The sequence below is a fragment of the Ensifer sp. Root954 genome, from assembly GCF_001429005.1.
GTDB classification, from domain to species: Bacteria; Pseudomonadota; Alphaproteobacteria; order Rhizobiales; family Rhizobiaceae; genus Ensifer; species Ensifer adhaerens.
In genome coordinates, this window is record NZ_LMJM01000052.1 from 627,400 (window position 1) to 651,164 (window position 23,765).

The 23,765-nt window shown below is 63.2% G+C and carries 23 protein-coding genes; 9 read left to right on the forward strand and 14 right to left on the reverse strand.

Going from position 1 to position 23,765, the window contains the following annotated elements:
• Window positions 1-19: 19 nt before the first annotated feature.
• Window positions 20-1,012 carry an adenosine kinase gene (locus ASE71_RS33630; protein ID WP_060519440.1) on the reverse strand — a complete coding sequence of 331 codons (993 nt, stop codon included), beginning with the start codon at window positions 1,010-1,012 and terminating at the stop codon, window positions 20-22.
• Between the two features lie 87 nt (window positions 1,013-1,099).
• Window positions 1,100-1,528: a VOC family protein gene (locus ASE71_RS33635; protein ID WP_060519439.1), complete on the reverse strand. Its 429-nt coding sequence runs from the start codon at window positions 1,526-1,528 to the stop codon at window positions 1,100-1,102.
• A 68-nt stretch (window positions 1,529-1,596) separates the two neighbouring features.
• Between ASE71_RS33635 and ASE71_RS33640 the strand changes: the two genes are divergently transcribed.
• The gene (locus ASE71_RS33640; protein ID WP_060519437.1) at window positions 1,597-2,190 is read left to right on the forward strand and encodes a TetR/AcrR family transcriptional regulator; all 594 of its coding nucleotides are present in this window, start codon (window positions 1,597-1,599) and stop codon (window positions 2,188-2,190) included.
• Between the two features lie 22 nt (window positions 2,191-2,212).
• Here the strand turns inward: ASE71_RS33640 and nth are convergent, their stop codons facing one another.
• Window positions 2,213-2,983 carry an endonuclease III gene (gene nth, locus ASE71_RS33645; protein WP_060519852.1) on the reverse strand — a complete coding sequence of 257 codons (771 nt, stop codon included), beginning with the start codon at window positions 2,981-2,983 and terminating at the stop codon, window positions 2,213-2,215.
• Between the two features lie 22 nt (window positions 2,984-3,005).
• On the opposite strand from nth, the gene ASE71_RS33650 reads away from it, so the two are divergent.
• A complete protein-coding gene (locus ASE71_RS33650) occupies window positions 3,006-3,503 on the forward strand; it encodes a DUF2244 domain-containing protein (RefSeq protein ID WP_034804964.1) in 498 nt (165 codons plus the stop codon).
• 103 nt (window positions 3,504-3,606) lie between these two features.
• Entirely contained in the window at window positions 3,607-4,494 is an 888-nt protein-coding gene (locus tag ASE71_RS33655) for a methylated-DNA--[protein]-cysteine S-methyltransferase (protein ID WP_034804968.1), read from the forward strand.
• Between the two features lie 79 nt (window positions 4,495-4,573).
• Here the strand turns inward: ASE71_RS33655 and ASE71_RS33660 are convergent, their stop codons facing one another.
• The 6 genes from ASE71_RS33660 to mepA form a co-directional block, all read right to left on the reverse strand.
• The gene (locus ASE71_RS33660; protein ID WP_060519435.1) at window positions 4,574-5,209 is read right to left on the reverse strand and encodes a 2,3-bisphosphoglycerate-dependent phosphoglycerate mutase; all 636 of its coding nucleotides are present in this window, start codon (window positions 5,207-5,209) and stop codon (window positions 4,574-4,576) included.
• A 34-nt stretch (window positions 5,210-5,243) separates the two neighbouring features.
• On the reverse strand, window positions 5,244-6,062 hold the full coding sequence (dapB, locus tag ASE71_RS33665; protein ID WP_060519433.1) for a 4-hydroxy-tetrahydrodipicolinate reductase: 819 nt from the start codon (window positions 6,060-6,062) through the stop codon (window positions 5,244-5,246).
• 21 nt (window positions 6,063-6,083) lie between these two features.
• Window positions 6,084-7,919 (reverse strand): ABC transporter ATP-binding protein, encoded by a 1,836-nt coding sequence (locus ASE71_RS33670; RefSeq protein WP_060519431.1) that lies wholly within the window; start codon window positions 7,917-7,919, stop codon window positions 6,084-6,086.
• A gap of 112 nt (window positions 7,920-8,031) precedes the next feature.
• A complete protein-coding gene (locus ASE71_RS33675) occupies window positions 8,032-9,051 on the reverse strand; it encodes a glucokinase (RefSeq protein WP_060519850.1) in 1,020 nt (339 codons plus the stop codon).
• Window positions 9,052-9,163: 112 nt separating this feature from the next.
• On the reverse strand, window positions 9,164-9,544 hold the full coding sequence (locus tag ASE71_RS33680) for a methylglyoxal synthase (protein ID WP_034805003.1): 381 nt from the start codon (window positions 9,542-9,544) through the stop codon (window positions 9,164-9,166).
• Between the two features lie 105 nt (window positions 9,545-9,649).
• Window positions 9,650-10,702 (reverse strand): penicillin-insensitive murein endopeptidase, encoded by a 1,053-nt coding sequence (mepA, locus tag ASE71_RS33685; protein ID WP_034805006.1) that lies wholly within the window; start codon window positions 10,700-10,702, stop codon window positions 9,650-9,652.
• Window positions 10,703-10,933: 231 nt separating this feature from the next.
• Here mepA and ASE71_RS33690 point away from each other — a divergent pair, with 231 nt between their 5' ends.
• The 5 genes from ASE71_RS33690 (at window position 10,934) to ASE71_RS33710 (ending at window position 17,794) form a co-directional block, all read left to right on the forward strand.
• The gene (locus tag ASE71_RS33690; protein WP_060519429.1) at window positions 10,934-12,793 is read left to right on the forward strand and encodes an extracellular solute-binding protein; all 1,860 of its coding nucleotides are present in this window, start codon (window positions 10,934-10,936) and stop codon (window positions 12,791-12,793) included.
• A gap of 177 nt (window positions 12,794-12,970) precedes the next feature.
• A complete protein-coding gene (locus ASE71_RS33695) occupies window positions 12,971-14,053 on the forward strand; it encodes a microcin C ABC transporter permease YejB (protein WP_034805012.1) in 1,083 nt (360 codons plus the stop codon).
• Window positions 14,053-15,189: an ABC transporter permease gene (locus ASE71_RS33700; RefSeq protein ID WP_034805015.1), complete on the forward strand. Its 1,137-nt coding sequence runs from the start codon at window positions 14,053-14,055 to the stop codon at window positions 15,187-15,189. Before ASE71_RS33695 ends, ASE71_RS33700 begins: the two co-directional genes overlap by 1 nt.
• An 8-nt stretch (window positions 15,190-15,197) precedes the next feature.
• Window positions 15,198-16,826 carry an ABC transporter ATP-binding protein gene (locus ASE71_RS33705; RefSeq protein WP_034805312.1) on the forward strand — a complete coding sequence of 543 codons (1,629 nt, stop codon included), beginning with the start codon at window positions 15,198-15,200 and terminating at the stop codon, window positions 16,824-16,826.
• Window positions 16,827-16,834: 8 nt separating this feature from the next.
• Complete coding sequence (locus ASE71_RS33710) at window positions 16,835-17,794, forward strand: 2-hydroxyacid dehydrogenase (RefSeq protein ID WP_060519427.1); 960 nt, start codon at window positions 16,835-16,837, stop codon at window positions 17,792-17,794.
• Window positions 17,795-17,939: 145 nt separating this feature from the next.
• On the opposite strand, the gene ASE71_RS33715 is transcribed toward ASE71_RS33710, so the two are convergent.
• The 3 genes from ASE71_RS33715 to ASE71_RS33725 form a co-directional block, all read right to left on the reverse strand.
• Window positions 17,940-18,794, reverse strand: a complete 855-nt coding sequence (locus tag ASE71_RS33715; RefSeq protein WP_060519425.1) for an NlpC/P60 family protein — start codon at window positions 18,792-18,794, stop codon at window positions 17,940-17,942.
• A 6-nt stretch (window positions 18,795-18,800) separates the two neighbouring features.
• Window positions 18,801-19,151, reverse strand: a complete 351-nt coding sequence (locus tag ASE71_RS33720) for a MarR family transcriptional regulator (RefSeq protein WP_034805040.1) — start codon at window positions 19,149-19,151, stop codon at window positions 18,801-18,803.
• An 87-nt stretch (window positions 19,152-19,238) separates the two neighbouring features.
• Window positions 19,239-20,630 (reverse strand): leucyl aminopeptidase family protein, encoded by a 1,392-nt coding sequence (locus tag ASE71_RS33725; protein WP_060519423.1) that lies wholly within the window; start codon window positions 20,628-20,630, stop codon window positions 19,239-19,241.
• Between the two features lie 131 nt (window positions 20,631-20,761).
• On the opposite strand from ASE71_RS33725, the gene ASE71_RS33730 reads away from it, so the two are divergent.
• Complete coding sequence (locus ASE71_RS33730) at window positions 20,762-21,586, forward strand: tetratricopeptide repeat protein (RefSeq protein WP_060519421.1); 825 nt, start codon at window positions 20,762-20,764, stop codon at window positions 21,584-21,586.
• A gap of 169 nt (window positions 21,587-21,755) precedes the next feature.
• Here ASE71_RS33730 and ASE71_RS33735 read toward each other — a convergent pair whose 3' ends face one another.
• Together ASE71_RS33735 and ASE71_RS33740 are read right to left on the reverse strand one after the other, a co-directional pair.
• On the reverse strand, window positions 21,756-22,742 hold the full coding sequence (locus ASE71_RS33735) for a type II secretion system F family protein (protein ID WP_034805049.1): 987 nt from the start codon (window positions 22,740-22,742) through the stop codon (window positions 21,756-21,758).
• Window positions 22,743-22,751: 9 nt separating this feature from the next.
• The gene (locus ASE71_RS33740) at window positions 22,752-23,762 is read right to left on the reverse strand and encodes a type II secretion system F family protein (protein WP_060519419.1); all 1,011 of its coding nucleotides are present in this window, start codon (window positions 23,760-23,762) and stop codon (window positions 22,752-22,754) included.
• Window positions 23,763-23,765: the final 3 nt, after the last annotated feature.

The following is a 23,765-nucleotide window of genomic DNA, read 5'->3' on the forward strand; positions in this document are numbered from 1 at the left end:
AAAAATCAATTCGGTCGGATCAGGCGAGACCAGCCTGTTTGGCGGCCGTTTCCAGCGAGACCATCGGCCGCGGCCCGATCTGGCCGATGACGATGCCGGCCGCGAGATTGCCGAGCTTGCTGCAGTCTTCGAGCGAGCGCCCGGTCGTGTAGCCGTGAAGGAAGCCGGCGGCATAGAGGTCGCCGGCGCCGGTCGTATCGACAACCTGGGCGATCGGCGTTGCGCTGACCCGAACGCGTTCGTCGCCGCGCACGACAACCGAACCCTCTTCGCTGAGCGTTACCGCCGCAAGCTTGCAATCCTTCGAGAGCTTCTCCAGCGCCAGATCGAAATCCTCGGTCTCGTAGAGCGCCAGCGCCTCCTGCTTGTTGGCAAAGACGATGTCGACCGTGCCGGAGCGCATCAGTTCCAGGAACTCGTCGCGATAGCGGTGAACGCAGAAGCTGTCCGACAGCGTGATCGCGGTCTCGCGGCCATTCGCGTGGGCGATCCGTGCGGTTTCGCGGATAGCATCCTTAGCGCGCGGCGGATCCCAGAGATAACCTTCGAAATAGGTGACCTTGGCCTCAGCGACGACGTCGGCTTCGACGTCCTCGGGGCCAAGCTCGACGCAGGCGCCGAGATAGGTATTCATCGACCGTTCGCCGTCCTCGGTGACGAAGATCATCGAGCGCGCCGTCGGCGGCACGGTTTCGAGCGGCTTCGTTTGGAAATAGACGCCCTGGGCACGGATGTCGTGGGCGAAGATCTCGCCGAGTTGGTCGCTTGCGGTCTTGCCGAAATAGGCAGCGCGGCCGCCGAGGCTGGCAACGCCCGCAGCCGTATTGCCGGCGCTGCCGCCGGAGGCTTCGACCGCCGGGCCCATGCGCGAGTACAGCAACTCGGCTCGCTCGGCATCGATGAGGTTCATGGCGCCCTTTATGATGCCGTTTTCATTGAGAAAAGCATCGTCGCAGCGCGCGATGATATCAACGATGGCGTTGCCGATCGTCAGCACGTCGTATTTTGTCATGAACCTCGTCCGGTCTCCGTGATGGCCGGTGTTCGTTAATACCGGTTTTCCGGCCATTTGGAAGACAAAAGACGCGTGCAGGCGGCTTCACGCCGTAGGAAGCGCGCTTTCCTCATAGGCGGCGGCGAATTCGGCGCTCGGCGGAATGGGCTTGATGATATCGATCAGCACGCCATTCGGGTCGGCAGTGATGAAATGGCGCTGGCCGAAATCCTCGTCGCGCAAGGTTTTGAGGATCGGCAGGCCGGCAGCAAGCGCCTGCGCATAGATCGCATCCGGATTCTCGACCTCGAAGTTCAAAAGCAGACCGCGCGTCGGCGCACGCGCCTCCTCGGGGATCGTCTCGTGGCGGTAGTCGAGCACGGCCAACGTCACATGCTCGTCCTCGACCGATTGAAGATGCACATACCAGTCGCTGGTGAAGAGCGCCTGGAAACGGAAGTGATCGACATAGAATGCGGCGGTGGCGGCAACGTCGGCCGTCATGATGACCGGGTAATAGCTCGTCGATTTCATGGCTTTTCCTCGCTCCGGCAATATCATACAATCTGTATGTTTCTTTAATTAACATACAGGCTGCATGTATGCAACAGGAAATCTCCCGACGCTCCAATCGCGAGCGCTCCGACACGACGCGCGCCGCGATCCTCGATGCCGCCCGCGGCCTCTTCGTCACCAGGGGCTACGCCGACACGTCGACGCCGGACATCGTCGCGGCCGCCGGCCTGACCCGCGGCGCGCTCTATCACCACTTCGAAGACAAGAAGGCGTTGTTTCGCGCGGTGGCGGAACGGGAAGCAATTGCTGTGGCGACGTCGATCGAGCAGGCGACGTCAGGCGACCTTTCGGCCCGCCAGGCACTGAAGGTCGGCGCCCATGCCTATTTCGACGCCATGCGCGAGCCGGGGCGTATCCGCCTGCTCTTGCTCGATGGGCCTGCCGTCCTCGGCAAGCGGGAGATGATGGCGATCGACGTGGCCAACGCGCAGAGAACGCTCGAGGAAGGGATTGCCGAGGCAATGGCTCCGGCCACCGTTTCTGCCGAAAGGCTGTCGGCCATGGCTTCGCTGCTTTCAGCTGCCTTCGATCGCGCGGCGCTCGACATTGCCGATGGCGCGTCGAGCGAGGTCTATGCGGAAACGATCGGCACGCTGATCGACCGGATGGTGTCGCCGTAAGGATCAGCGTTTACGGCAGGCGTCAGCTTGCGGCGGAGATCATCTGCGGCGGCAGTTCGACGAGCGACGCCGGGATGTCGCAGGTCTTTTCCGGCGACTTGCAGATATCGGCGATGACACAGCGCTCGCATTCAGGCTTGCGCGCCTTGCAGCAGTAGCGCCCGTGCAAGATCAGCCAGTGATGGGCGTGGTAAAGATACTCGTCGGGGATGATCTTTATCAGCTTGTCTTCCACCTCGTCCGGGGTCTTGCCCGGCGCCAGACAGATCCTGTTGGCGATGCGCAGGATGTGGGTGTCGACGGCGATCGTCGACTGGCCGAAGGCCATGGAGAGCACGACATTGGCGGTCTTGCGCCCGACGCCCGGCAGAGTCACCAGCTCTTCGCGTGTGCGCGGCACCTCGCCGCCGAAGTCGCGGATCAACTTTTCGCTCAGCGCGATGACGTTCTTCGCCTTGTTGCGATAGAGGCCGATGGTCTTGATGTGGTCCCGGACTTTTTCTTCGCCGAGCGCCAGCATCTTTTCCGGCGTATCGGCGATGGCAAAGAGCGCACGCGTCGCCTTGTTGACGCCGGCATCGGTCGCCTGCGCCGAGAGCGCCACGGCGACGACCAGCGTGAAGGGATTGACGTGCTCGAGTTCGCCCTTCGGCTCCGGCCGCTGGATCGAGAAGCGACGGAAGATCTCCTTGAGCTCGTCCTGGCTATAGAGGCTCCTCACCCGCGGCGTGGCGCGGCGGCTCGCCTTCGGTTTTGCAACACCCACGGGCAATTTTGGCTTCACGTTTTTCATGATGCATCTATAGTCAAAGGTCATGATCCATGGCAACGCCACCACCCCATCTGAGGACGCTCCGGTCTTCACCGCCGAGCTCACGCCCTATCGCTCGCTCGGGCGCCGCGGCTTCAAAATGTTCTTCCTGATCGCCGGGCTCCTGAGCCTCGTTCACGGCCTCGTCTTCCTCATCATCGGCGCCTGGCCGGTGGTGTTCTTTTTCGGGCTCGACTACCTGCTGCTGTTCGGCGCCTTCTGGCTGAACAATCGCTCGGGGCTCAGCCGCGAAGAGGTCCGCGTTAGCAGGACGGACGTTTCGGTGCGCAAGTTCACGCCCTCGGGCCAGATCAGCGAGCATCGTTTCAATCCGTTCTGGGCGCGCTTGAATGTCGCCCGGCATCAGGAGATCGGCATCGTCTCGATGACGATCAGCGGCGGTGGCCGCCGAACCGATATCGGCTCGTTCCTCAACCGCGACGACCGCGAGACTTTTGCGCTGGCGCTCTCGGGCGCGCTTGCGACCGTTCGCCGCCGCTGACGCCTGGCGCTTGTGGCGGCATCCCGCCGATCGCATGTTTTCAAGTTTCGGGTGGTTGACGGGGCCAGCAAATGGTTACCTGTGACAAGACAGGAGAAGAGCCATGAACATTGCGACATCCGTACCCACCGACATCACGCCGAAAGGCACCGACTATGATACGGTCAGCCGCGTGATCGAAATGCTCACCGAGGACTATCGCGACCAGCCGTCGCTCGAATCCGTGGCACAGCGCCTGAAGCAGTCGCCGACGCAGCTCCAAAAGGTCTTCACCCGCTGGGCCGGGCTTTCGCCGAAGGCCTTCCTGCAGGCCGTCACGCTCGACCACGCCAAGCGCCTGCTGCGCCAGGAAGACATGCCGCTGCTGGAAACCAGCATCGAAGTGGGCCTGTCAGGACCGAGCCGGCTGCACGACCTGTTCGTCACCCACGAGGCGATGTCGCCGGGCGAATGGAAGGCGCGCGGCGAAGGGCTGACAATCCGCTTCGGCTATCACCCCTCGCCCTTCGGCACGGCGCTGGTGATGATCACCGAGCGCGGCCTCGCCGGCCTTGCCTTCAACGATGCCGGCGGCGAGCAGGCAAGCTTCGAGGACATGGCGCAACGCTGGCCGAACGCCCGCTACATCGAGGACAGCGCGGCGACGTCCCAATACGCCGCGCGCATCTTCGATCCTTCGCGCTGGCGGCAGGACGAGCCGCTGCGCATCTTCCTCATCGGCTCCGACTTCCAGATCCGGGTCTGGCAGGCGCTGCTCAAGATCCCGCTCGGCTGCGCCACCACCTATTCGAACATCGCCGGCAACATCGGCCAGCCGACGGCATCGCGCGCTGTGGGTGCTGCGGTCGGGCGCAACCCGATCTCGTTCGTGGTTCCGTGCCACCGCGCGCTTGGCAAAAGCGGCGATCTCACCGGCTATCACTGGGGCCTGACGCGCAAACGCGCCATCCTCGGCTGGGAAGCCGGCAAGGCGGCCGACGGCACGATCTGATTACAGGCTTCCCAGCATCATCACAGACGCAAAAAGGGGCGCCAAGCGCCCCTTTTTTTCATTCTCCGTCTGTCAGCGCTCAGTGGGCGCCGGACATGTCGCCGAGCACTTCCTTGGAAGCGACGGTCGAATTGGCGTTGAGCTTGTAGACCATCGGCACGCCGGTCGCGAGGTTGAGCTTCAGGATCTGTTCCTTGCTCAGGCGATCGAGCACCATGACCAGCGAGCGCAGCGAGTTGCCGTGTGCAGCGACCAGGACCTTCTGGCCCGACAGCACGCGCGGCAGGATCTCGGTCAGGTAATAGGGCCAGACGCGTGCGCCGGTGTCGCGCAGGCTCTCGCCGCCCGGAGGCGGAATGTCGTAGGAGCGGCGCCAGATATGCACCTGCTCTTCGCCCCACTTCTCGCGGGCGTCATCCTTGTTAAGGCCCGACAGGTCGCCGTAGTCGCGTTCGTTCAGCGCCTGGTCGCGGATCGTTTCGAGCGAGGACTGGCCGACGGCGTCGAGCACGAACTGGCACGTGCGCTGGGCGCGGATGAGATCCGAAGTGAACGCGATGTCGAACTTGATGCCGTAGTCGGCAAGCGCCTTGCCGCCGGCCTTGGCTTCCTCGACGCCGAGTTCCGTCAGGTCCGGATCACGCCAGCCGGTGAACAGGTTCTTCAGGTTCCAGTCGCTCTGGCCATGCCGGACGAGGACGAGAGTACCGCTCATGTCGAATTCCCCTTGAGACTTGAGAGTGGAAAGGTCAGTTGAGCCCGAGAACGTCGAGCATCGAATAGAAGCCGGGTTTCTGGCCGCGGGCCCAGAGTGCAGCGGTGACGGCGCCGCGCGCGAAGATCGAACGGTCCGTGGCGCTGTGCGAGAGCGTCACCTGCTCGCCTTCGCCGGCAAGAATGACCGAGTGTTCGCCGATGACCGAGCCGCCGCGCAGCGTCGCAAAACCGATCGTGCCAGCCGGACGCGGACCCGTATGACCGTCACGCACGCGTACGGAGTGGTCGGCAAGGGCGATATCGCGCCCCTTCGCCGCCGCCGCGCCGAGAAGCAGGGCCGTGCCCGAGGGCGCATCTACCTTGTGCTTGTGGTGCATTTCGAGGATTTCGATGTCCCAGTCGGTCGAACCCAGCGCCCGCGCCGCCTTCTCCGTCAACACACCGAGCAGGTTGACGCCGAGGCTCATATTGCCCGACTTGACGATACGGGCGTGGCGGGCGGCAGCGCGGATCTTCGCCTCGTCGTCGGACGAGCAGCCGGTGGTGCCGATCACATGGACGATGCGGGCCTGGGCGGCGAGCCCGGCAAACTCGACGGTGCCAGCCGGCGCCGTGAAATCAAGGACGCCTTCTGCTTCGACGAAGGCTTCGAGCGGCTGGTCGGTCACCGGCACGCCGATCGGGCCGAGGCCGGAGAGCTCGCCCGCATCGCGGCCGATGAAGGGAGAACCGGAGCGCTCGACGGCCGCATGCAGCCGCACGCCATCCATCGCGTGAACCGTCCTGATCAGCGTCTGACCCATACGGCCGGCCGCACCCACCACCACGAGCTTCATATCGTTTGCGCCCATCGGTGATTTCCTTCTTGTCCGCTAGTGAATTTCGGCGTCGGCCGGCGCTTCGGGCGCCTCGCCTTCAGGCGACTGCTCTTCCGAAGACTGGCCCTGGAGATTGTGGAGGCGAGCGTAGAGACCGTCCGGCCGCCGTGCAAGATCGACATGGGTGCCTTCCTCGACGACGGAGCCATCCTTCATGACGATGATCTTGTCGGCGTTGACGACGGTCGAAAGTCGATGTGCGATCACGATCACCGTGCGGCCATCCATCGCGTGGTCGAGCGCCTTCTGCACGGCGGCTTCCGATTCGGTATCCAGCGCGGAGGTAGCCTCGTCGAGCAGAAGGATCGGGGCGTTGCGCACAAGCGCACGTGCGATCGACAGACGCTGGCGCTGGCCGCCCGACAGCGTCATGCCGTTCTCGCCGACCGGCGTATCGTAGCCCTGCGGCTGCGCAAGGATGAACTCATGGGCGTAGGCAAGCCGTGCGGCGTCCTCCACCTCGGCATCCGTCGCGTCGATGCGGCCGTAGCGGATGTTGTCGCGGATCGAGCCTTCGAAGAGATAGGGCTGCTGCGACACATAGGCGATGCCCTTGCGCAGCGACTGCTTGGTGACGTCGGCGATGTCCTGCCCGTCGATAAGGATCTGGCCGGATGCCGGATCGTAGAACCGTGGAATGAGGCTGATGACCGTCGACTTGCCGGCACCCGAAGGGCCGACCAGCGCGGTCGTCTTGCCGCCCTCGGCCACGAAGCTGACGCCCTTCAGCACCTCGTCGCCATTGGGATAGCGGAAGCGTACGTCACGCAGTTCGACAGCGGCATTCGTAAACGCCAGTTCCCTGGCATCGGCCTTGTCGCGCTGGTGCGGCACGGTGTCGAGGATCTCGTAGACCATACGGGCGTTGACGGCGGCGCGTTCGAGCGAGACCTGAAGACGCGCCAGGCGGCGGGCCGGATCATAGGCCATGAGCAGGGCGACGACGAAGGCGAAGAATGCACCGGGCGGCACGTCGGCGTAGATGGCGCGGAAAGCCGAATAGGCAAGCACGGCCGAAATCGCCAGACCCGCGAAGGTTTCGGTCATCGGCGCGGTGCGCTCGCTCAGCCGCGCAATGCGGTTGGCGCGGTTTTCGGCCCGGTCGATGATCGTCTCGACTTTGCCGCGCAGCTCGCCCTCCATGGTGAAGGCCTTGACGATGGTGATGCCCTGAATGGTCTCCTGCATCGCGCCGAGAACACGGCTGTTGACCTCGATCGCCTCGCGCGTGGCCGAGCGCAAGCGCTTGGACACATAGCGCAGGCCCAGGAGCAGAGGAGGCGCTGCGACAAAGACGATGATCGACAGCAGCCAGTCCTTGGCGAACATGACACCGACCAGGCCGATCAGCGTCAGCAGGTCGCGCGCGATCGAGGTAACGGTCAGATTGAGCACGTCGCGAATGCCGCTGACATTCTGGCTGATCTGGGCTGCGAGCTGCGCCGAGCGGGTCTCGTTGAAATAGCCGACGCTGAGCGCCATCAGATGGGCATAAAGGCGGCGCTGGTAGCGCGCGACGATGTTGTTGCCGATCTTCGAAAGCGCGACGGCCTGGCCATAGGTGGCAAAGCCGCGCAGCACGAAGGCGGCAAGGATTGCGCCGCAGACGAGCAGAACGATGTCCGCCCGCTTGTTGGCGAAGGCCTCGTTGATCACGGTTTCCATGATCGAGGCGGTAAAGCCGGTCGTCGCGGCGACCACGGCCAGGCAACTGATGGCGAAAACATAGCCGCGAATGTGGTCACGACCGTTTTCGGCAATCACCCGCTTGAGGATTCCGCTGATCGTATCGGAGTCGACCGCGTGCTGTTTTTTCTTGCTGGCGCTCAAAAAGCCCGTCTTCCCTGGAACCAATCTGGAGAGCCGGCATCCGGCCCGATCTTTCCCGGCGCTCTATAGTGGTTTGATATCGCTTTGGCGAGTCTTTGCGCGCGCAGCGGGCTCAGCTTCTCCAGCGGCGTCCTTCCGTTGCCACACCGAAATCCCTCGGCGTGCGGGCAAAAGCGGCCAAACCGGAGAGCGCCGCCATCGGGTGAATGACGGCAAAGGTGGGGATCGTCCGCATCAGCGCCGAGTGCGGCGCCTTGTCCTCGAAGGCAGCACGGAAGGGCGACTTCAAGAGCGCCGGCAGGATCTTCTGCGAGATGCCGCCCGCCAGGAAAACGCCGCCACGGGCCATGAAGATCAGCGCCATGTCGCCGGCGACCCGCCCGAGATAGGTCGAAAACAGCGAGATGGTCTCGATCGCCGCCCTGTCGCTCTCAGCCAGCGCGTGCGTCGTTACTTCCGCGGGGTCCGTCAGAACCGGGTCAACGCCATCGGCGGCGCAGACGGCGCGGTAAAGGTTCATGATGCCGCGGCCGCAGAGGATCTGCTCGCCGGCCATGCGGCCTTCGATCGGGTCGAGAAAGGGCCAGATCTGGAAGTCGCGCTCAGTGCGCGGACCGATATCGACATGTCCGCCTTCGCCCGGCACCGGGAACCAGGTGTGCTGGGCAAAGACCAGACCGCCGACGCCAAGGCCAGTTCCCGGACCCAGCACGACGCGGGAGGTCATCGGCCGGATGCTGCCGCCGCCGATCTGCACCAGATCCTCATCCGCCGGAGCGGCGACGGCAAGCGCCTGCGCCTCGAAGTCGTTGATGATGAGCACGTCTTCGAGGCCGAGGCTCGAAAGCATGTCCTTCGGCCGGATCACCCAGCCGGCGTTGGTCAACGGAATTTCGTCGCCCCGAATCGGACCAGCGACCGCCAGGATCGCCGAGCGCGGCTGCACCGAGGTCTTGTCGAGAATGCTCTTCTGCAGCGCCTCCTCGATCGTCTCGAAATCACCGGTCTTGATCGGCGGCAGCTGCTTCGGGTCGGCAAAAGCGTCGATGAGCAGGGCGAAGCGCGCATTGGTGCCGCCGATGTCGCCGATCAGGATCGGAAAAGGAAAGCTGTGTTCACTGGTACCGGACATCGCAAGATCCATCCTGATCGTCATCTTGGGTTGCTGAACTGTCTATCAGACAGAACGGGATGAGGAAAAGTGCGGGAGGATTTCAGTAGAATCCGCCCGCCGGGAGCCCGCATCATCTGGGGTTCAGGTCGATCAACTGCTCGGCCGTTGCACGATTGAGCGCCATCGGAATGTCGTAGACGATGGCGAGGCGCATCAGCGCCTTGACGTCGACATCGTGCGGCATGGCGGTCAGCGGATCGACGAAGAAGATTAACAGTTGCACTTCGCCGGTGGCGATCATCGCGCCGATCTGCTGGTCACCGCCGAGGGGGCCGCTTTTCAGCCGGGTGATATCGAGGCTTGGGCAGACGTCGAGGACGCGACCGCCGGTCGTGCCGGTGGCGACGATCCGCCAGTCAGCCAGAACCGTCTCGTGCGCCTTGGCAAAGTCCGCAAGATCGTCCTTCTTCTGATCATGCGCGATCAGCGCAACACATTTCCGATCCGCCATGCCGCGCCTCGCATCAATATTTAAATCGATTTGATTGCCCTATACATGAGCGCCACGGGAATGGGAAGGCTGATGCCTCCCCGCCCCGCCCGTGTGTCCTTAATCCTACTGCAGCGTCGGACGCGCCATTGGTACGGGGATATCGGCCGGCGGGACATCACCGGACGCACCGATCACCTGCTCGATGCTATCGTTCGCTGCAGCCGGCGCGGCAGCCCGGTAGGCCGTGCCAAAAGTGGCGGCCGCTTCCGAGGCCGGCGCCGGGCCGTTCAGGACCAGAGCGCAGGCCTTCGGCAAGTCGGCAAGTGTCGTCACCTTCGGCTTGACGGGCTTTGCGTCCGGCTTCTTGGTCGGCTTCGCCCATGGCTCGTCGGTGAACCACCAGGCCAGCGACTTGTCGCAGCCGTCGCCCGCCGGCACTTCCGCCTGATCCTTGCAGGTCGAAGCGCCGGCGGGGCACTTGATGCGGATGTGGAAGTGATAATCGTGGCCGTAGATCGGCCGGACCTTGCCAAGATTCGTGCGGTCGCCCGTCCAGGTATCGCAAAGCTTCTTCTTGATCGCCGGATTGACGAAGACGCGCTCCACCTGCGGGTAGCTCGCCGCCAACATGATCAGCTGCGCGTGCTTCGGCGTCCAGATCGAACGGTCGACCGTCAGGAATTTGTTCTTCTGCAACATCGAGGTGGCGGAGATGTCCTCGCGCTCGCGATAGGTAAGCGTGCGTTGCGGCATCGGCGTCAGCCAGATATCGGCATCGAGCCCGATCTGGTGCGAGGCGTGGCCCGACAGCATCGGCCCGCCGCGCGGCTGCGAGATATCGCCGAGCAACAGGCCCGGCCAGCCGACCTTGTCGGCGGCGTCGTGGGAAAACTGCTCGATCAGCGCGATCATCTGCGGATGGCCCCAGCGGCGGTTGCGCGACAGCCGCATTGCCTGCCAGGTCGGCCCGTCGGTCGGGATGGCGACACCGCCGGCTAGGCATCCCTTCGCATAGAAGCCGTAGGAATTTGCCGCCATCTCGGCAGGCAGGGCCTTGGCGCCGAAAAGCGCCTTGGCCGGCGTTTCGTCCGCCGCGGCGTTGTCGGCGATCAGGAGGCTTGTTCCGAGCAGCAGCGCAAGAAACGCCGAGCCGCAACGTCGAAATGGAGCAATCATTGAATTTCGTCCCGTTTGTCTCGCGGCGAGCGGCGCCGATGTGCGGCATGCCTCTCCGGCGAACCCCGATCCTAAGGCCCCGTCTTTGCCTCAGCCTTACGCGCTACACGCTTGTGAATCACCGGGATGTGACTCAAAAATTTGGCCTGATTTGCGGCAGTGCCTGTCATTTGCCCTGATTTCGCCTATGCTCTCGCAAAAGAAGATTGAAATATAAGGGGTACCGGCTGGATGCCAAACTTCTGCAGGACCGTGAAACCTGGCCTCGCTGCCTCGCTACTGACAGCGGCGTTTCTTCTCCTCCCTCCTGCAGGCAATGCCCAAGAACAGCCCGTCTGGCGCTACGGAACATCGTCAATCGGTGAACTGAAATACAAGCCCGATTTTGCGCGCTTCGACTACGTCAATCCTGACGCTCCCAAGGGTGGAGAGCTGCGCCTGTCGGAGAGCGGTACATTCGATACCTTCAATCCAATTCTCTCCAAGGGCGAGGCGGCGAGCGGCGTAACCTCGCTCGTCTTCGATACGTTGATGAAATCGGCCGAGGACGAGATCACAACCGCCTATGGGCTGCTGGCCGAGGGCGTTTCCTATCCCGACGATATTTCCTCCGCGACGTTTCGCCTGCGCGCCGAGGCCAAGTGGGCTGACGGAAAGCCTGTGACGCCGGAGGACGTGGTTTTTTCGTTCGAAAAAGTGAAGGAACACAATCCGCTTCTGTCCAACTACTACCGCCACGTGGTTTCGGCGGAAAAGACTGGCGACCGCGACGTCACCTTCCGCTTCGACGAGAAGAACAACCACGAAATGCCGAACATCCTCGGCCAGTTCCCCATCGTGCCGAAACACTGGTGGGAAGGCGAGGACGAGAAGGGCAACAAGCGCGACATCAGCCGCACGACGCTGGAGCCGGTGATGGGCTCAGGCCCCTACAAGATTGCGTCGTTCCAGGCCGGCGGCTCGATCCGCTTCGAACGCAGGGACGACTATTGGGGCAAGAGCCTCAACGTCAATGTCGGGCAATATAATTTCGGCGTGATCAGCTATGCCTTCTTCAGCGACAGGAACGTGCAGTTCGAAGCCTTCCGCGCCGGCAACGTCGATTTCTACCAGGACAACAGCGCCAGTCACTGGGCGACCGCCTATGACTTTCCGGCGATGAAGGATGGCCGTGTGGTCCGCGAGGAGATCGAGAATCCGCTGCGCGCAGCCGGCATCATGCAAGCCTTCGTGCCGAACATGCGCCGCGACAAATTCAAGGATCAGCGCGTGCGCGAGGCGCTGAACTACGCCTTCGACTTCGAGGACCTGAACCGCAACCTCGCCTACAACGCCTTCCAGCGTGTCGACAGCTATTTCTGGGGCACCGAGCTTGCCTCCAAGGCTTTGCCGGAAGGACGCGAGAAGGCCATTCTGGAGGAACTGAAGGACAAAGTTCCGGCCGAAGTCTTCACCGCGCCCTATACCAACCCGGTCAACGGCGACCCGCAGAAGGTGCGCGACAACCTGCGCAAGGCGCTCGCGCTGTTCAAGGAGGCGGGTTATGAACTCAAGGGCAACCGCCTGGTCAACGTCAAGACCGGCGAGCCCTTCAGTTTCGAATTGCTTTTGTCCAACCCGTCCTTTGAGCGCACGGTTACCCCCTTCATCAACAGTGTGAAGAAGATCGGCATCGATGCCCGCATCCGCACCGTCGACGACTCGCAATACACCAACCGCGTCCGAAGCTTCGACTATGACATGATCTACGGCATATGGGCGCAAACACTGGTACCCGGCAACGAGCAGATCGACTACTGGGGTTCGGCTTCGGTCAATCAGCAGGGATCGAGAAACTATGCCGGCATATCCGATCCGGCGATCGACGAACTCATCCGCAGGATCATCTTCGCGCCCAACCGCGACGAACTGGTGGCAACAACACGGGCCCTCGATCGCGTTCTTCTCGCCCATCACTTCGTGGTTCCGCTGTTCTACTCGCGCTCGGTTCGCGTGGCTTACTGGAACCAGCTCGCCCGTCCGCAGGAACTGCCCTACTACGGAATAGGCTTTCCGGACGCGTGGTGGTCGAAAAACGCCTCCCCCAAATGAAGTCCTTGCACTCGAATGGCGTCTCGATTCCAAATGCAAAAAAACGAATCACTGAAACAAGCCCCGATCCGGGCCTGACAGCCGCAAGGAGACACAGGGATTGAGACACCATAGACGGCTTGCCGACGCTTCGCCGGTCCGGGCCACCGCCCACACGTCGATCGAAAGGCCCGCCTGATGGGTGCCTACATCCTGCGCCGCCTGCTTTTGATGATCCCGACGATCTTCGGGATCATGGCGATCTCCTTCATCGTGGTGCAATTCGCGCCCGGCGGCCCGGTCGAGCAGGTGATCTCGGACCTGACCAATGCCGGCGGCTCCGATCGCCTGTCGGGCAGCAGCGGCGACCTGATGCAGGCCGGCGGCGACGAAGGCGGGCGCTATCGCGGCGCTCAAGGGCTTGACCCGGAGTTCATCGCCAAGCTCGAAAAGCAGTTCGGCTTCGACAAGCCGCCGCTCGAACGCTTCGCTACCATGATGTGGAACTATCTCCGCTTCGATTTCGGCGAGAGCTTCTTCCGCAACACCTCGGTGATCGATCTGATCAAGGAGAAGATGCCGGTCTCGATCTCGCTCGGGCTGTGGATCCTTCTATTCTCCTACGCGATCTCCATCCCGCTCGGCATCAAGAAGGCCGTATCCGACGGTTCGGCCTTCGACGTCTGGACCTCGGGCATCATCGTCATCGGCTACGCCGTGCCGAGCTTCCTCTTCGGCATCCTGCTGATCGTCGTCTTTGCCGGCGGCTCGTTCTTCGACTGGTTCCCGCTGCGTGGTATCGTCTCCGACAATTTCTGGGATTTGCCCTGGTGGCAGAAGATCCTCGACTACATCTGGCACATGACGCTGCCGCTGATCACGCTGCTGCTCTCGGCCTTTGCGACGACGACGCTGCTCACCAAGAATTCCTTCATCGACGAAATCAAGAAGCAGTATGTAACGACGGCACGGGCCAAGGGCCTGACCGACGGCCAGGTGCTCTATGGCCACGTCTTCCGCAACGCCATGCTGATCATCATCGCCGGCTTCCCCGGCGCCTTCATCTCGGCCTTCTTCACCGGCTCGCTTTTGATCGAATACATCTTCTCGCTCGATGGCCTCGGCCGGCTCGGCTATGATTCGGTCGTCAAGCGCGACTATCCGATCGTCTTTGCCACGCTCTTCATCTTCTCGCTGATGGGCCTGCTCGTCAGCCTGCTGTCGGACCTCATCTACACCTGGGTCGATCCGCGCATCGATTTCGAGCGGAGGGACGTCTGATGGCAAGCCTCGCAACGTCCCCGACCGCTGTGGCGCCGCGTGGCTGGTTGTCACCGGTCAACCAGCGCCGCTGGCAGAATTTCAAGGCGAACCGACGCGGCTACTGGTCGCTTTGGCTGTTCCTGGCGCTGTTCGGGCTCAGCCTGGTCGGTGAACTGATCGCCAACGACAAGCCGATCATCGCCTCCTACAAGGGCGAGCTTTTGTTCCCTGTCGTCATCGACTATCCGGAGGAAAAGTTCGGCGGCTTCCTGGCCGAGACCGACTATCGCTCCGACTTCATCCGCGACGAGATCGAGGCCAATGGCTGGATGATCTGGCCGCCGGTGCGCTATTCCTACCAGACGGTCAATTCCAACATCCCGCATTCGGCGCCGACCAAGCCGTTCTGGCTGATGGACAAGGAAGAGCGCTGCTCCGCCTACCCTGACAAGACCAACGACCGGAACTGCATCGTCGGAAACCTCAATTGGCTCGGCACCGATGACCAGGCCCGCGACGTCTTTGCGCGCATGATCTATGGCTTCCGCATATCGGTGCTCTTCGGCCTGACGCTCACCATCGCCTCGGCGGTGATCGGTGTCACCGCCGGCGCCATCCAGGGTTATTTCGGCGGCTGGACCGACCTCCTGATGCAGCGTTTCATCGAGATCTGGTCGTCGATGCCGGTGCTCTACATTCTCCTGATCATCGCCGCGATCCTGCCGCCAGGCTTCTTCATCCTGCTTGGTATCATGCTCTTGTTCTCCTGGGTCGGTTTCGTCGGTGTCGTGCGCGCCGAGTTCCTGCGGGCTCGCAATTTCGAATACGTCAACGCGGCACGCGCGCTCGGCGTCGGCAATGGCACGATCATGTATCGCCACCTCCTGCCGAACGCGATGGTGGCGACGCTGACCTTCCTGCCCTTCATCCTCTCTGGCTCGATCACGACGCTGACTTCGCTCGACTTCCTCGGCTTCGGCATGCCGCCGGGATCGCCCTCGCTCGGCGAGATGATCGCCCAGGGCAAGTCCAACCTGCAGGCGCCCTGGCTGGGGCTGACGGCCTTCTGCGTCATGTCGCTGATGCTGTCGCTGCTGATCTTCGTGGGCGAAGCGACGCGCGATGCCTTCGATCCGAGAAAGACGTTCCGGTGAGCGCGACGATGACAGATCCAATCCTCTCCGTCCGTGACCTTTCCGTCGCCTTTCACCAGGGCGGCAACACCTCCGTTGCCGTCGACCATATCTCCTTCGACATCAGGCGCGGCGAGACCGTGGCGCTTGTCGGCGAATCCGGTTCGGGCAAATCGGTCTCGGCCAACTCGATCCTGAAGCTCTTGCCCTACCCGTCCGCCAGCCACCCGAGCGGCGAAATCGTCTTCAACGGCAAGGACCTGCTGAAAGCCAGCGATGCGGAGCTGCGCCACGCCCGCGGCAACGACATCACCATGATCTTCCAGGAGCCGATGACCTCGCTCAACCCGCTGCATTCGATCGAGCGGCAGATCGGCGAGATCCTCGAACTGCACCAGGGGCTGGAGGGTGCAGCGCGGCGCACGCGCATTCTCGAGCTGCTCAACCAGGTCGGCATCCGCGAGCCGGAGAAGCGGCTGAGCGCCTATCCGCACGAGCTCTCGGGTGGCCAGCGCCAGCGTGTGATGATCGCGATGGCGCTCGCCAACCGACCGGAACTCTTGATCGCCGACGAGCCGACGACCGCACTCGACGTCACCGTGCAGGCACAGATCCTCGAGCTGTTGAAGACGCTCAAGGATGAGCACGGCATGTCGATGCTGTTCATCACCCATGACCTCGGCATCGTGCGCAAGATCGCCGATCGGGTCTGCGTCATGACCAAGGGCAAGATCGTCGAAACGGGACCGACCGCCGAGATCTTTGCCAATCCGCAGCATGCCTACACCCGCCATCTGCTCGCCTCCGAGCCGAAGGGCAATCCGCCGCCGTCTGACGCGTCGAAGCCGATCGTGATGGAAGCCTCTGAGATGAAGGTGTGGTTCCCAATCAAGGCGGGATTCCTGCGCAAGGTGGTCGATCATGTGAAGGCCGTCGACGGCATCGATCTGAAGCTGCGTGCAGGCCAGACACTCGGCGTCGTCGGCGAATCCGGCTCCGGCAAGACGACGCTCGGGCTTGCGTTGACGCGGCTGATCTCGTCGAAGGGTCGCATCGCCTTCATCGGCAAGGACATCGACCGCTACAGCTTCAACGAGATGCGGCCGCTTCGAAACCGGATGCAGATCGTCTTCCAGGATCCCTACGGCTCACTCAGCCCGCGCATGTCGGTGGCCGATATCATCGCCGAAGGCCTGAAAATCCACGAGCGCTCCCTATCCGACAACGAGCGCGACGCCCGCGTCGCGGCGGCGCTCGAAGAAGTGGGCCTCGATCCCGCGACCCGCTGGCGCTATCCGCACGAGTTCTCCGGCGGCCAGCGGCAGCGCATCGCCATTGCCCGCGCCATGGTGCTTAAGCCGCAATTCGTGATGCTCGACGAGCCGACCTCGGCGCTCGACATGAGCGTGCAGGCGCAGGTGGTCGACCTCCTGCGGGACCTGCAGAGCAAACACGACCTCGCCTATCTGTTCATCAGCCACGACCTCAAGGTCGTGCGCGCCCTTGCCAACGAGATGATCGTGATGCGCATGGGCAAGGTGGTGGAGCAGGGCCCGGCCGAACGCATTTTCAATGCCCCGAGCCAGGACTACACGAAGGCGCTGATGGCTGCCGCCTTCAACCTCGAAGCCGTCAACTTGACCGCGATCCGCCAATAGGTGCCCGAATGTCCGCAAAAAGCCCCGTCATCGTCGATCTGAAGTTCATTCCGGAGGAGGTCGAGGCGGCGCTTCGCGGGGCCTTCCCGGATCGCGAGGTGATCAACCGCGCCGATGCCGTGCACCACAACCGCGACCTCTCGGGCATCGACTATGCAGTCGTCTGGAAATCGGCACCGGACCTGTTCGACCGGGCGCCGGATCTCAAGGTGGTGTTCTCCGGCGGCGCCGGCGTCGACCACGTCCTGACCTTGCCGAGCCTTCCCGAAGTGCCGCTCGTGCGCTTCGTCGACCAGACGCTGACGACGCGCATGAGCGAATGGGTGGTCATGCAGTGCCTCATGCACCTGCGCCAGCACCGCACCTACGAGGCGCAGGCGGCGAAACGCGAATGGCGCGACCTGACCCAGCCAGAAGCCGCCGACATCACCGTCGGCATCATGGGCATGGGCGTGCTTGGCCAGGACGCCGCCCGCAAGCTCTCGGCCATGGGCTTCAAGGTCATCGGCTGGTCGCGCAGCAAGCGCGACGTCGCCGGCATCGAGACCTTTGGCGGCAACGAACTCGACAGCTTCCTGGCACGCAGCGACTTCCTTGTCGGCCTGCTGCCGCTGACGCCGGACACCCGCGGCATTTTCAACCTGCGCCTGTTTGCAAGGCTCAGCCGTAACGGCCCGTTCGGCGCGCCTGTCTTCATCAATGCCGGCCGCGGCGGTAGCCAGGTCGAAGCGGACATCCTGAAGGCGCTCGACAGCGGCGTGCTCGCTGGTGCCTCGCTCGACGTTTTCGAGCAGGAGCCGCTTGCCCAGGACAGCCGCTTCTGGACCCTGCCCAACGTCTACGTCACGCCGCACGTGGCGGCATCCTCCGACGTCAAGGCGCTCTTCCGCCATGTGGAGCAGCAGATCGCCCGCTTCGAAGGCGGACAGGCGCTCGAACACGTCGTCGACAAAGTAGCCGGCTACTGATCCAGCGAAAGCGAGGTGCGACGCTTGCCACGCCGAGCCTCCTGGCAGAGACGCAGCGTCGCATTCTGCGACGTGAACGGGTGTTTTGCCTTCATCGGCTGCGATTGCGGAGGCTCGCGCGCCCCAACGCTCAGCTAGCGGGCGCTCAGGGACGGCGGTAGCCCGTCGGCTGCTCATAGAGCCAGCCAATCCGCTCGATCGAGGCCTCCAAGCCCTCTCGCGCAACCGTCATCGTGTGACCGTTGGCGTGGATCAGGGTTTCGTCGTCCTCCATCAGCGCGACGTGCCCTTTCCAGAAGACGAGGTCGCCGCGCGTGAGCTCTTCGCGCCCAATCGGCGTTCCCAACCCCGTCGCCTGCATGTCGGAATCGCGCGGCGCCTGCCTGCCGACCATCATCATCGACAATTGCACAAGGCCGGAGCAATCGATGCCGAAGCCGGAACGCCCGCCCCAGAGATAGGGTGTTTCGACGAAACGGGCAGCGACCGAGACATAGTCTCCCGGCACGACACTGCCGACCTCAATGCAGTGATTGGCGATGACCGCCTGGCCGCCGTCGAGCAGAAAGTAGCGCGTGCCCCTCGTTTCGCGCTCATCGACAACCGTCAACCGGCTGCCCATCGACAGCGGATAGACCGTCGGGAAACGCAGATCATGGCCGGTATAGACGAAGGTGCGCGGCGCCGTCACGATATGGGTCGGGCTCTTGACCACCGGCGCAAGGCAATACTCCGGAAGATAGCCGACATAGCCGTCGAGATCGGCCTTCACCCAGCACCAGCTTTCGTTGGTGTCGAGTACCCGAACGGGTTCGCCGAGCAGCAGCTCGGTGTCGGTGCCGCAGGCGAGATCGGGCTTGGCCCGCAGGGGCGCAACCGGAACAGAGATGCGCGCAACGCTTCCCTCGACGTAGCGTTCGGCTTGCACGACACCGCGTAGCCGGCTCTCTGCGAGGTCGGGGCGATAGGCGTTCAGGCGGCGATCGGGCGGTGTCGACATGTCTACTCACTTCAGCTGCTTGCGGCCCTGATCAATGATCAGGTCACCGAATTTTTCAAGATAGAGAGCACCCTCGACTGTCCTTTTGATGACGACGTTGCGGCGATCACGCTCGTCGCGGGTGCGATCGACAAGTCCAAGCGCTCCCATGGTGTCGAGCGCGCGGGTGATGACCGGCTTGGTGACCCCAAGCGTCGCCGCCAATCCACGCACGGTGTGCGGCGGCGGCACGAGGTAGATGTGCAGCAGGATCGCCAGCTGCCGCAAGGTCAGGTCGCGGCTGTCGACGCGAACCTGGGCGAGCGACACCGAATGCCAAAGCCCGAGGGCCTGGGAGGGCGTTAGCTCGATCGGCAATGGCGGCTCCTACGCGTGATACTGATCCGCCACGATAGCGGCGGATCGTTACGCAAGCGTTTCTTTGCCGGTTACGCCTGGTTGCGGTTACCTCGTCATCTTCTGGACGTGCTGGTAAAGCGCACGGATTGCCTGCGCCTCCCCGCCAACCGTCGAATGCGGGCGCTCGGACGGAGCCCAGCCGAAGATATCGAAATGGACCCAGCTCTTGGCGTTGGTGACGAAGCGCCGGAGGAAGAGTGCCGCAGTGATCGATCCGGCCATGCCGCCCGCAGGCGCGTTGGTGAGGTCGGCGATGCGGGCCGAGACATCCTTGTCATACCCGTTATAGAGCGGCATGCGCCACATCGGATCGTCGACCTCGAGGCTTGCTTCCGTCAGATCATGGGCGAGACCGGCATCGTCGGTGAAGAACGGCGGCAGATCCGGACCGAGCGCGACGCGCGCGGCACCGGTCAGCGTCGCCATGTCGACGAGCAGATCCGTCTTCTCTTCGTCGGCATAGGCGAGCGCGTCGGCAAGGATCAGCCGGCCTTCGGCATCGGTATTGTCGATCTGCACCGTCAGGCCCTTGCGGCTGCGATAGATGTCGCCGGGCCGGAAAGCATTGGCGGAAATAGAGTTTTCGACCACCGGCACGATGACGCGCAGATCCACCTTGAGCTTGGCGTCCATGATCATCAGCGCCAGGCCAAGGACGTTGGCGGCACCGCCCATGTCCTTCTTCATCAGCAGCATGGAGGCCGACGGCTTGATGTCGAGACCGCCGGTATCGAAGCACACGCCCTTGCCGACGAGCGTTACCTTCTTGTGGCCCTTCTTGCCCCAGCGCAGCTCCAGCAGGCGCGGAGCCTCGGCGCTGGCGCGGCCGACGGTGTGAACCAGCGGGAAGTTCTGCGTCAGCAGCGCTTCGCCGGTTATGACCGAAACATCGGCCTTGTAGTGGGCGGCAAGCGCGCGGAACGCGCCTTCGAGCGCTTCCGGTCCCATGTCGTTGGTCGGCGTGTTGATGAGGTCACGGGCGAGGAACACGCCGGCGAGCTGGCGCTTGATGTCGGTCGCGTCCGCATCGGCGGGGATGAGCAGCGTCGGCGGTTCGCCCTTGGCGGACTTGTAGCGCTCGAAGCGATAGGAGCCGAGGCCGTAGCCGAGCGCCAGCCGGTTGGCCGTCAGCGGTGCCGTTTCGATATGCCATTTGCCGGCCGGCAGCGCCCGCGCCAGCTTGCCTGCGAGGAACGGCGCTTCCGACGGGTTGCTGCCGAGGCCGAAGAGCGCGCCGCCAAGATGGCTGTCGGCGGACGGGATCAGCAGCACCGCGCCGGACTCGGCCGTAAAGCCTGCCTTGCGCGCCCAGTCCAAAGCGATCGGGTCGATCGTCCCCGTCTCGATATGCGCCGGCGTGACGGCGAAGATCGGCAGGGTCTTGCCGGCGCTGGTGTTGAACGGCGACGGCCGCTCGATGAACTGATAGGGAGCCATGAAAGTCCTCGGCTGACAGAGATGGAATCGCGCCATTAACGCTCTGTTAGGGTTAACAGATTATTGCTGAAGTGAAAGTTGCGCCGGTGTTGTCTGAAGTTCAGGTGCGCGAATGCATGCTGGGGACACACATGGCCAAATATACGACCTCATCCTCGAAACGCGCCCGTTTCTTGCAGGGCGCGGCGATCGCGCTGGTGGCGCTTTCGCTTGCCGGCTGCGCCAACCAGCCGAAGAAGGAACTGACGACAGGGTCGATCTCCAGAACGTCAAAACCGGTGCAGTCGATGACCGCGCCTGAGCTTTCGGCCGCTGCCGAAAGCATCGGCCAGGCCTATGAAAAGAACCCCAAGGATCGCGAAGCGGGCCTCAACTATGCCAATCTCCTGCGCATGACCGGCCGCAATGAGCAGGCGCTTGCGGTGATGCAGCAGGTCGCGATCAACCATCCGTCGGACCGCGAAGTGCTCGGCGCCTACGGCAAGGCACAGGCCGCCGCCGGTCAGCTCGAGCAGGCGCTTGCGACAATCGGCCGGGCGCAGACACCCGACCGTCCGGACTGGAAGCTGAAATCGGCCGAGGGCGCAATCCTCGACCAGCTGGGCCGCGCCCAGGAGGCGCGACTGCGCTACCGCGAGGCTCTCGACCTCAAGCCGAACGAGCCGTCAGTACTCTCGAATCTCGGCATGTCCTATCTTTTGACCAAGGACCTTCGCACCGCCGAAACCTATCTCAAGTCGGCGGCAAGCCAGCCCGGCGCCGACAGCAGCGTGCGCCAGAACCTCGCGCTCGCCGTCGGCCTTCAGGGCCGCTTCCAGGAAGCCGAGACGATCGCCCGCCAGGAGCTTTCCAGCGAGCAGGCGGAAGCGAACGTCGCCTATCTGCGCTCAATGCTTTCGCAGCAGGGCGCATGGAAAGAGCTCGCCAAGGCCGACGACAAGAAGGTCGCCAACTAAGGCGCGCCGCGTTCTTCAGAGACGCTCTTGGCGCCTCTAGCGCTTCCCATCTACCGCCACCGTCATCCGCAAAGTCAGCCGCGCACATTTGCGCGGCATGCCTTTGTCCGCCACCGCGCAAGCGGTTTTCGAACCCATGATTGTAGAGCGCCGACAGCGGCGCCGCTGTTTAGAATTTGTCGGCGACCTGGATGCCGGCCGGTCCAAGGATGACGGCGACCAGCACCGGCAGGAAGAACAGGATCATCGGCACGGTCAGCTTCGGCGGCAGGGCAGCCGCCTTCTTCTCGGCTGCCGTCATGCGCTGGTCGCGACTTTCCTGCGCTAGCACACGCAGGGCCTGAGCGATCGGCGTACCGTAGCGGTCCGCCTGGATCAGTGCCTGGACCACGGATTTCACCTCGTCGAGGCCGGTGCGCTGTCCGAGATTTTCAAGTGCAACCCGGCGCTCGGGCAGAAACGACAGTTCCGCCGTCGTCAGCACCAGCTCTTCCGCCAGTTGCTGCGATTGCGATGCCACCTCGTCGGCGACGCGACGCATGCCGAGCTCCATCGACACGCCCGATTCGACGCAGATCAGCAAGAGATCCAGCGCATCCGGCCAGGCCCGGCGTATCGACGCCTGGCGCTTGGTGATGGCGTTGGCCACGACGATGTTCGGCGCATAAAAGCCAAGATAGGCAAAGCCGATCGCAAAGAAGAGCCGCACCATCAGCGGCTTGTCGGCAAAATTGCCGAGTACGAAGATATAGACGAGCGCGACGAGCAGAAACAGGAAGGGCAGGCAGAAGCGCGCGAACAGGAAGGTGTTGAGCGCGTTCTGCGAACGGAAGCCGGCCATTTTCAACCGGTTGACGGTATTATCGTCGACGAGCGCCGAGCGCAGGTTGAGCCGTTCGACGACCTGGCGGATGGAGGCGTTGTTCTGCCCGCGCAGGCTTGCCCGGCCGTTTTGAACCTCGGCGGCAAGCCGCGCGCGTTCGCGCGCCCGGATCTGCTCGCGCTCGGTCGCAACGGACTTCATCCGCTTGCCGAGATCGCCGCGATCGAACAGCGGCACGATCAGCGAATAGAAGGTTGCGAGCACGGCGAGCGAAACCAGAATGGCGACGACGACGTTGGGATCGGTCAGGGTCTTGATCAGGTCAGTGCTCATCGACGCCCCTCAGATGTCGAAGTTGATCATGTTGCGCATCACCCAAATGCCGATGCTCATCCAGAACAGGCCGGCACCGATGATCAGATGACCGCGGGGGTCGGTGAAAAGCACCATCATGTAGGCGGGCGATGTCAGGTAGACCAAAAGCGCGACGATGAACGGCAGGGCGCCGATGATGCAGGCCGAGGCCTTGGCTTCCATCGACATGGCACTGACCTTCGCTCTCATCTTCCTGCGCTCGCGCAGGACCTTCGACAGGTTGCCTAGGGCTTCCGAGAGATTGCCGCCCGCCTGCGCCTGAATGGCGATCACGATGGCGAAGAAATTCACCTCCGGCAGGGGAATGCTGTTGACCATACGGGCGCAGGCTTCGGTCACGCTCAGGCCCACCTGCTGGGATTCCACCACGCGGCGAAACTCGGTCTTGACCGGCTCCTGGCCGTCGGCGGCGATGAGACGTAGTGCGTCGTTCAAGGGAAGGCCCGACTTGATGGAGCGGACCATGACTTCGAGCGCATTCGGGAATTCCTCGAGGAACTTTTTGCAGCGCCGCTTGACCAGGTAGCCGATGAACCAGCGCGGCAGGCCGAGACCGGCGACCAGGCCGAAGCCGACGGCAATGGCGAGCCCGGCCCCCAGCATCAGCACGATCAGAAAGGCAAAAAATCCGAAGAGCGCGCTGAACAGATAAAAGCGCCCGATCGAGATCGACAGGTCCGCCTGGGTGAGACGCACCTTCATCGAGGGCGCTGTCTTTGCCGAGCGTTCCTGCTGCTTCTTTTCCAATTCCTTCAGCGAATCCTGGACGGATTTTCGCCGTTTCGACAGTTCGCTCACGCGGTCGCGCGCGGCCTTCATCTTGGCGCGGTCGGTTTCCGCCGCGCTGATCTTGCGCACGCGGCCTTCCGCCTTCTTTTCGCTTTCGATGCGCGAGAACAGCAGGCCGTAGGCAAGCGCCGCCGCCGATATGGCGACGAGGGCCGCTAGCGCCAGAACGGTGATGTCTATCCCGAACATCGC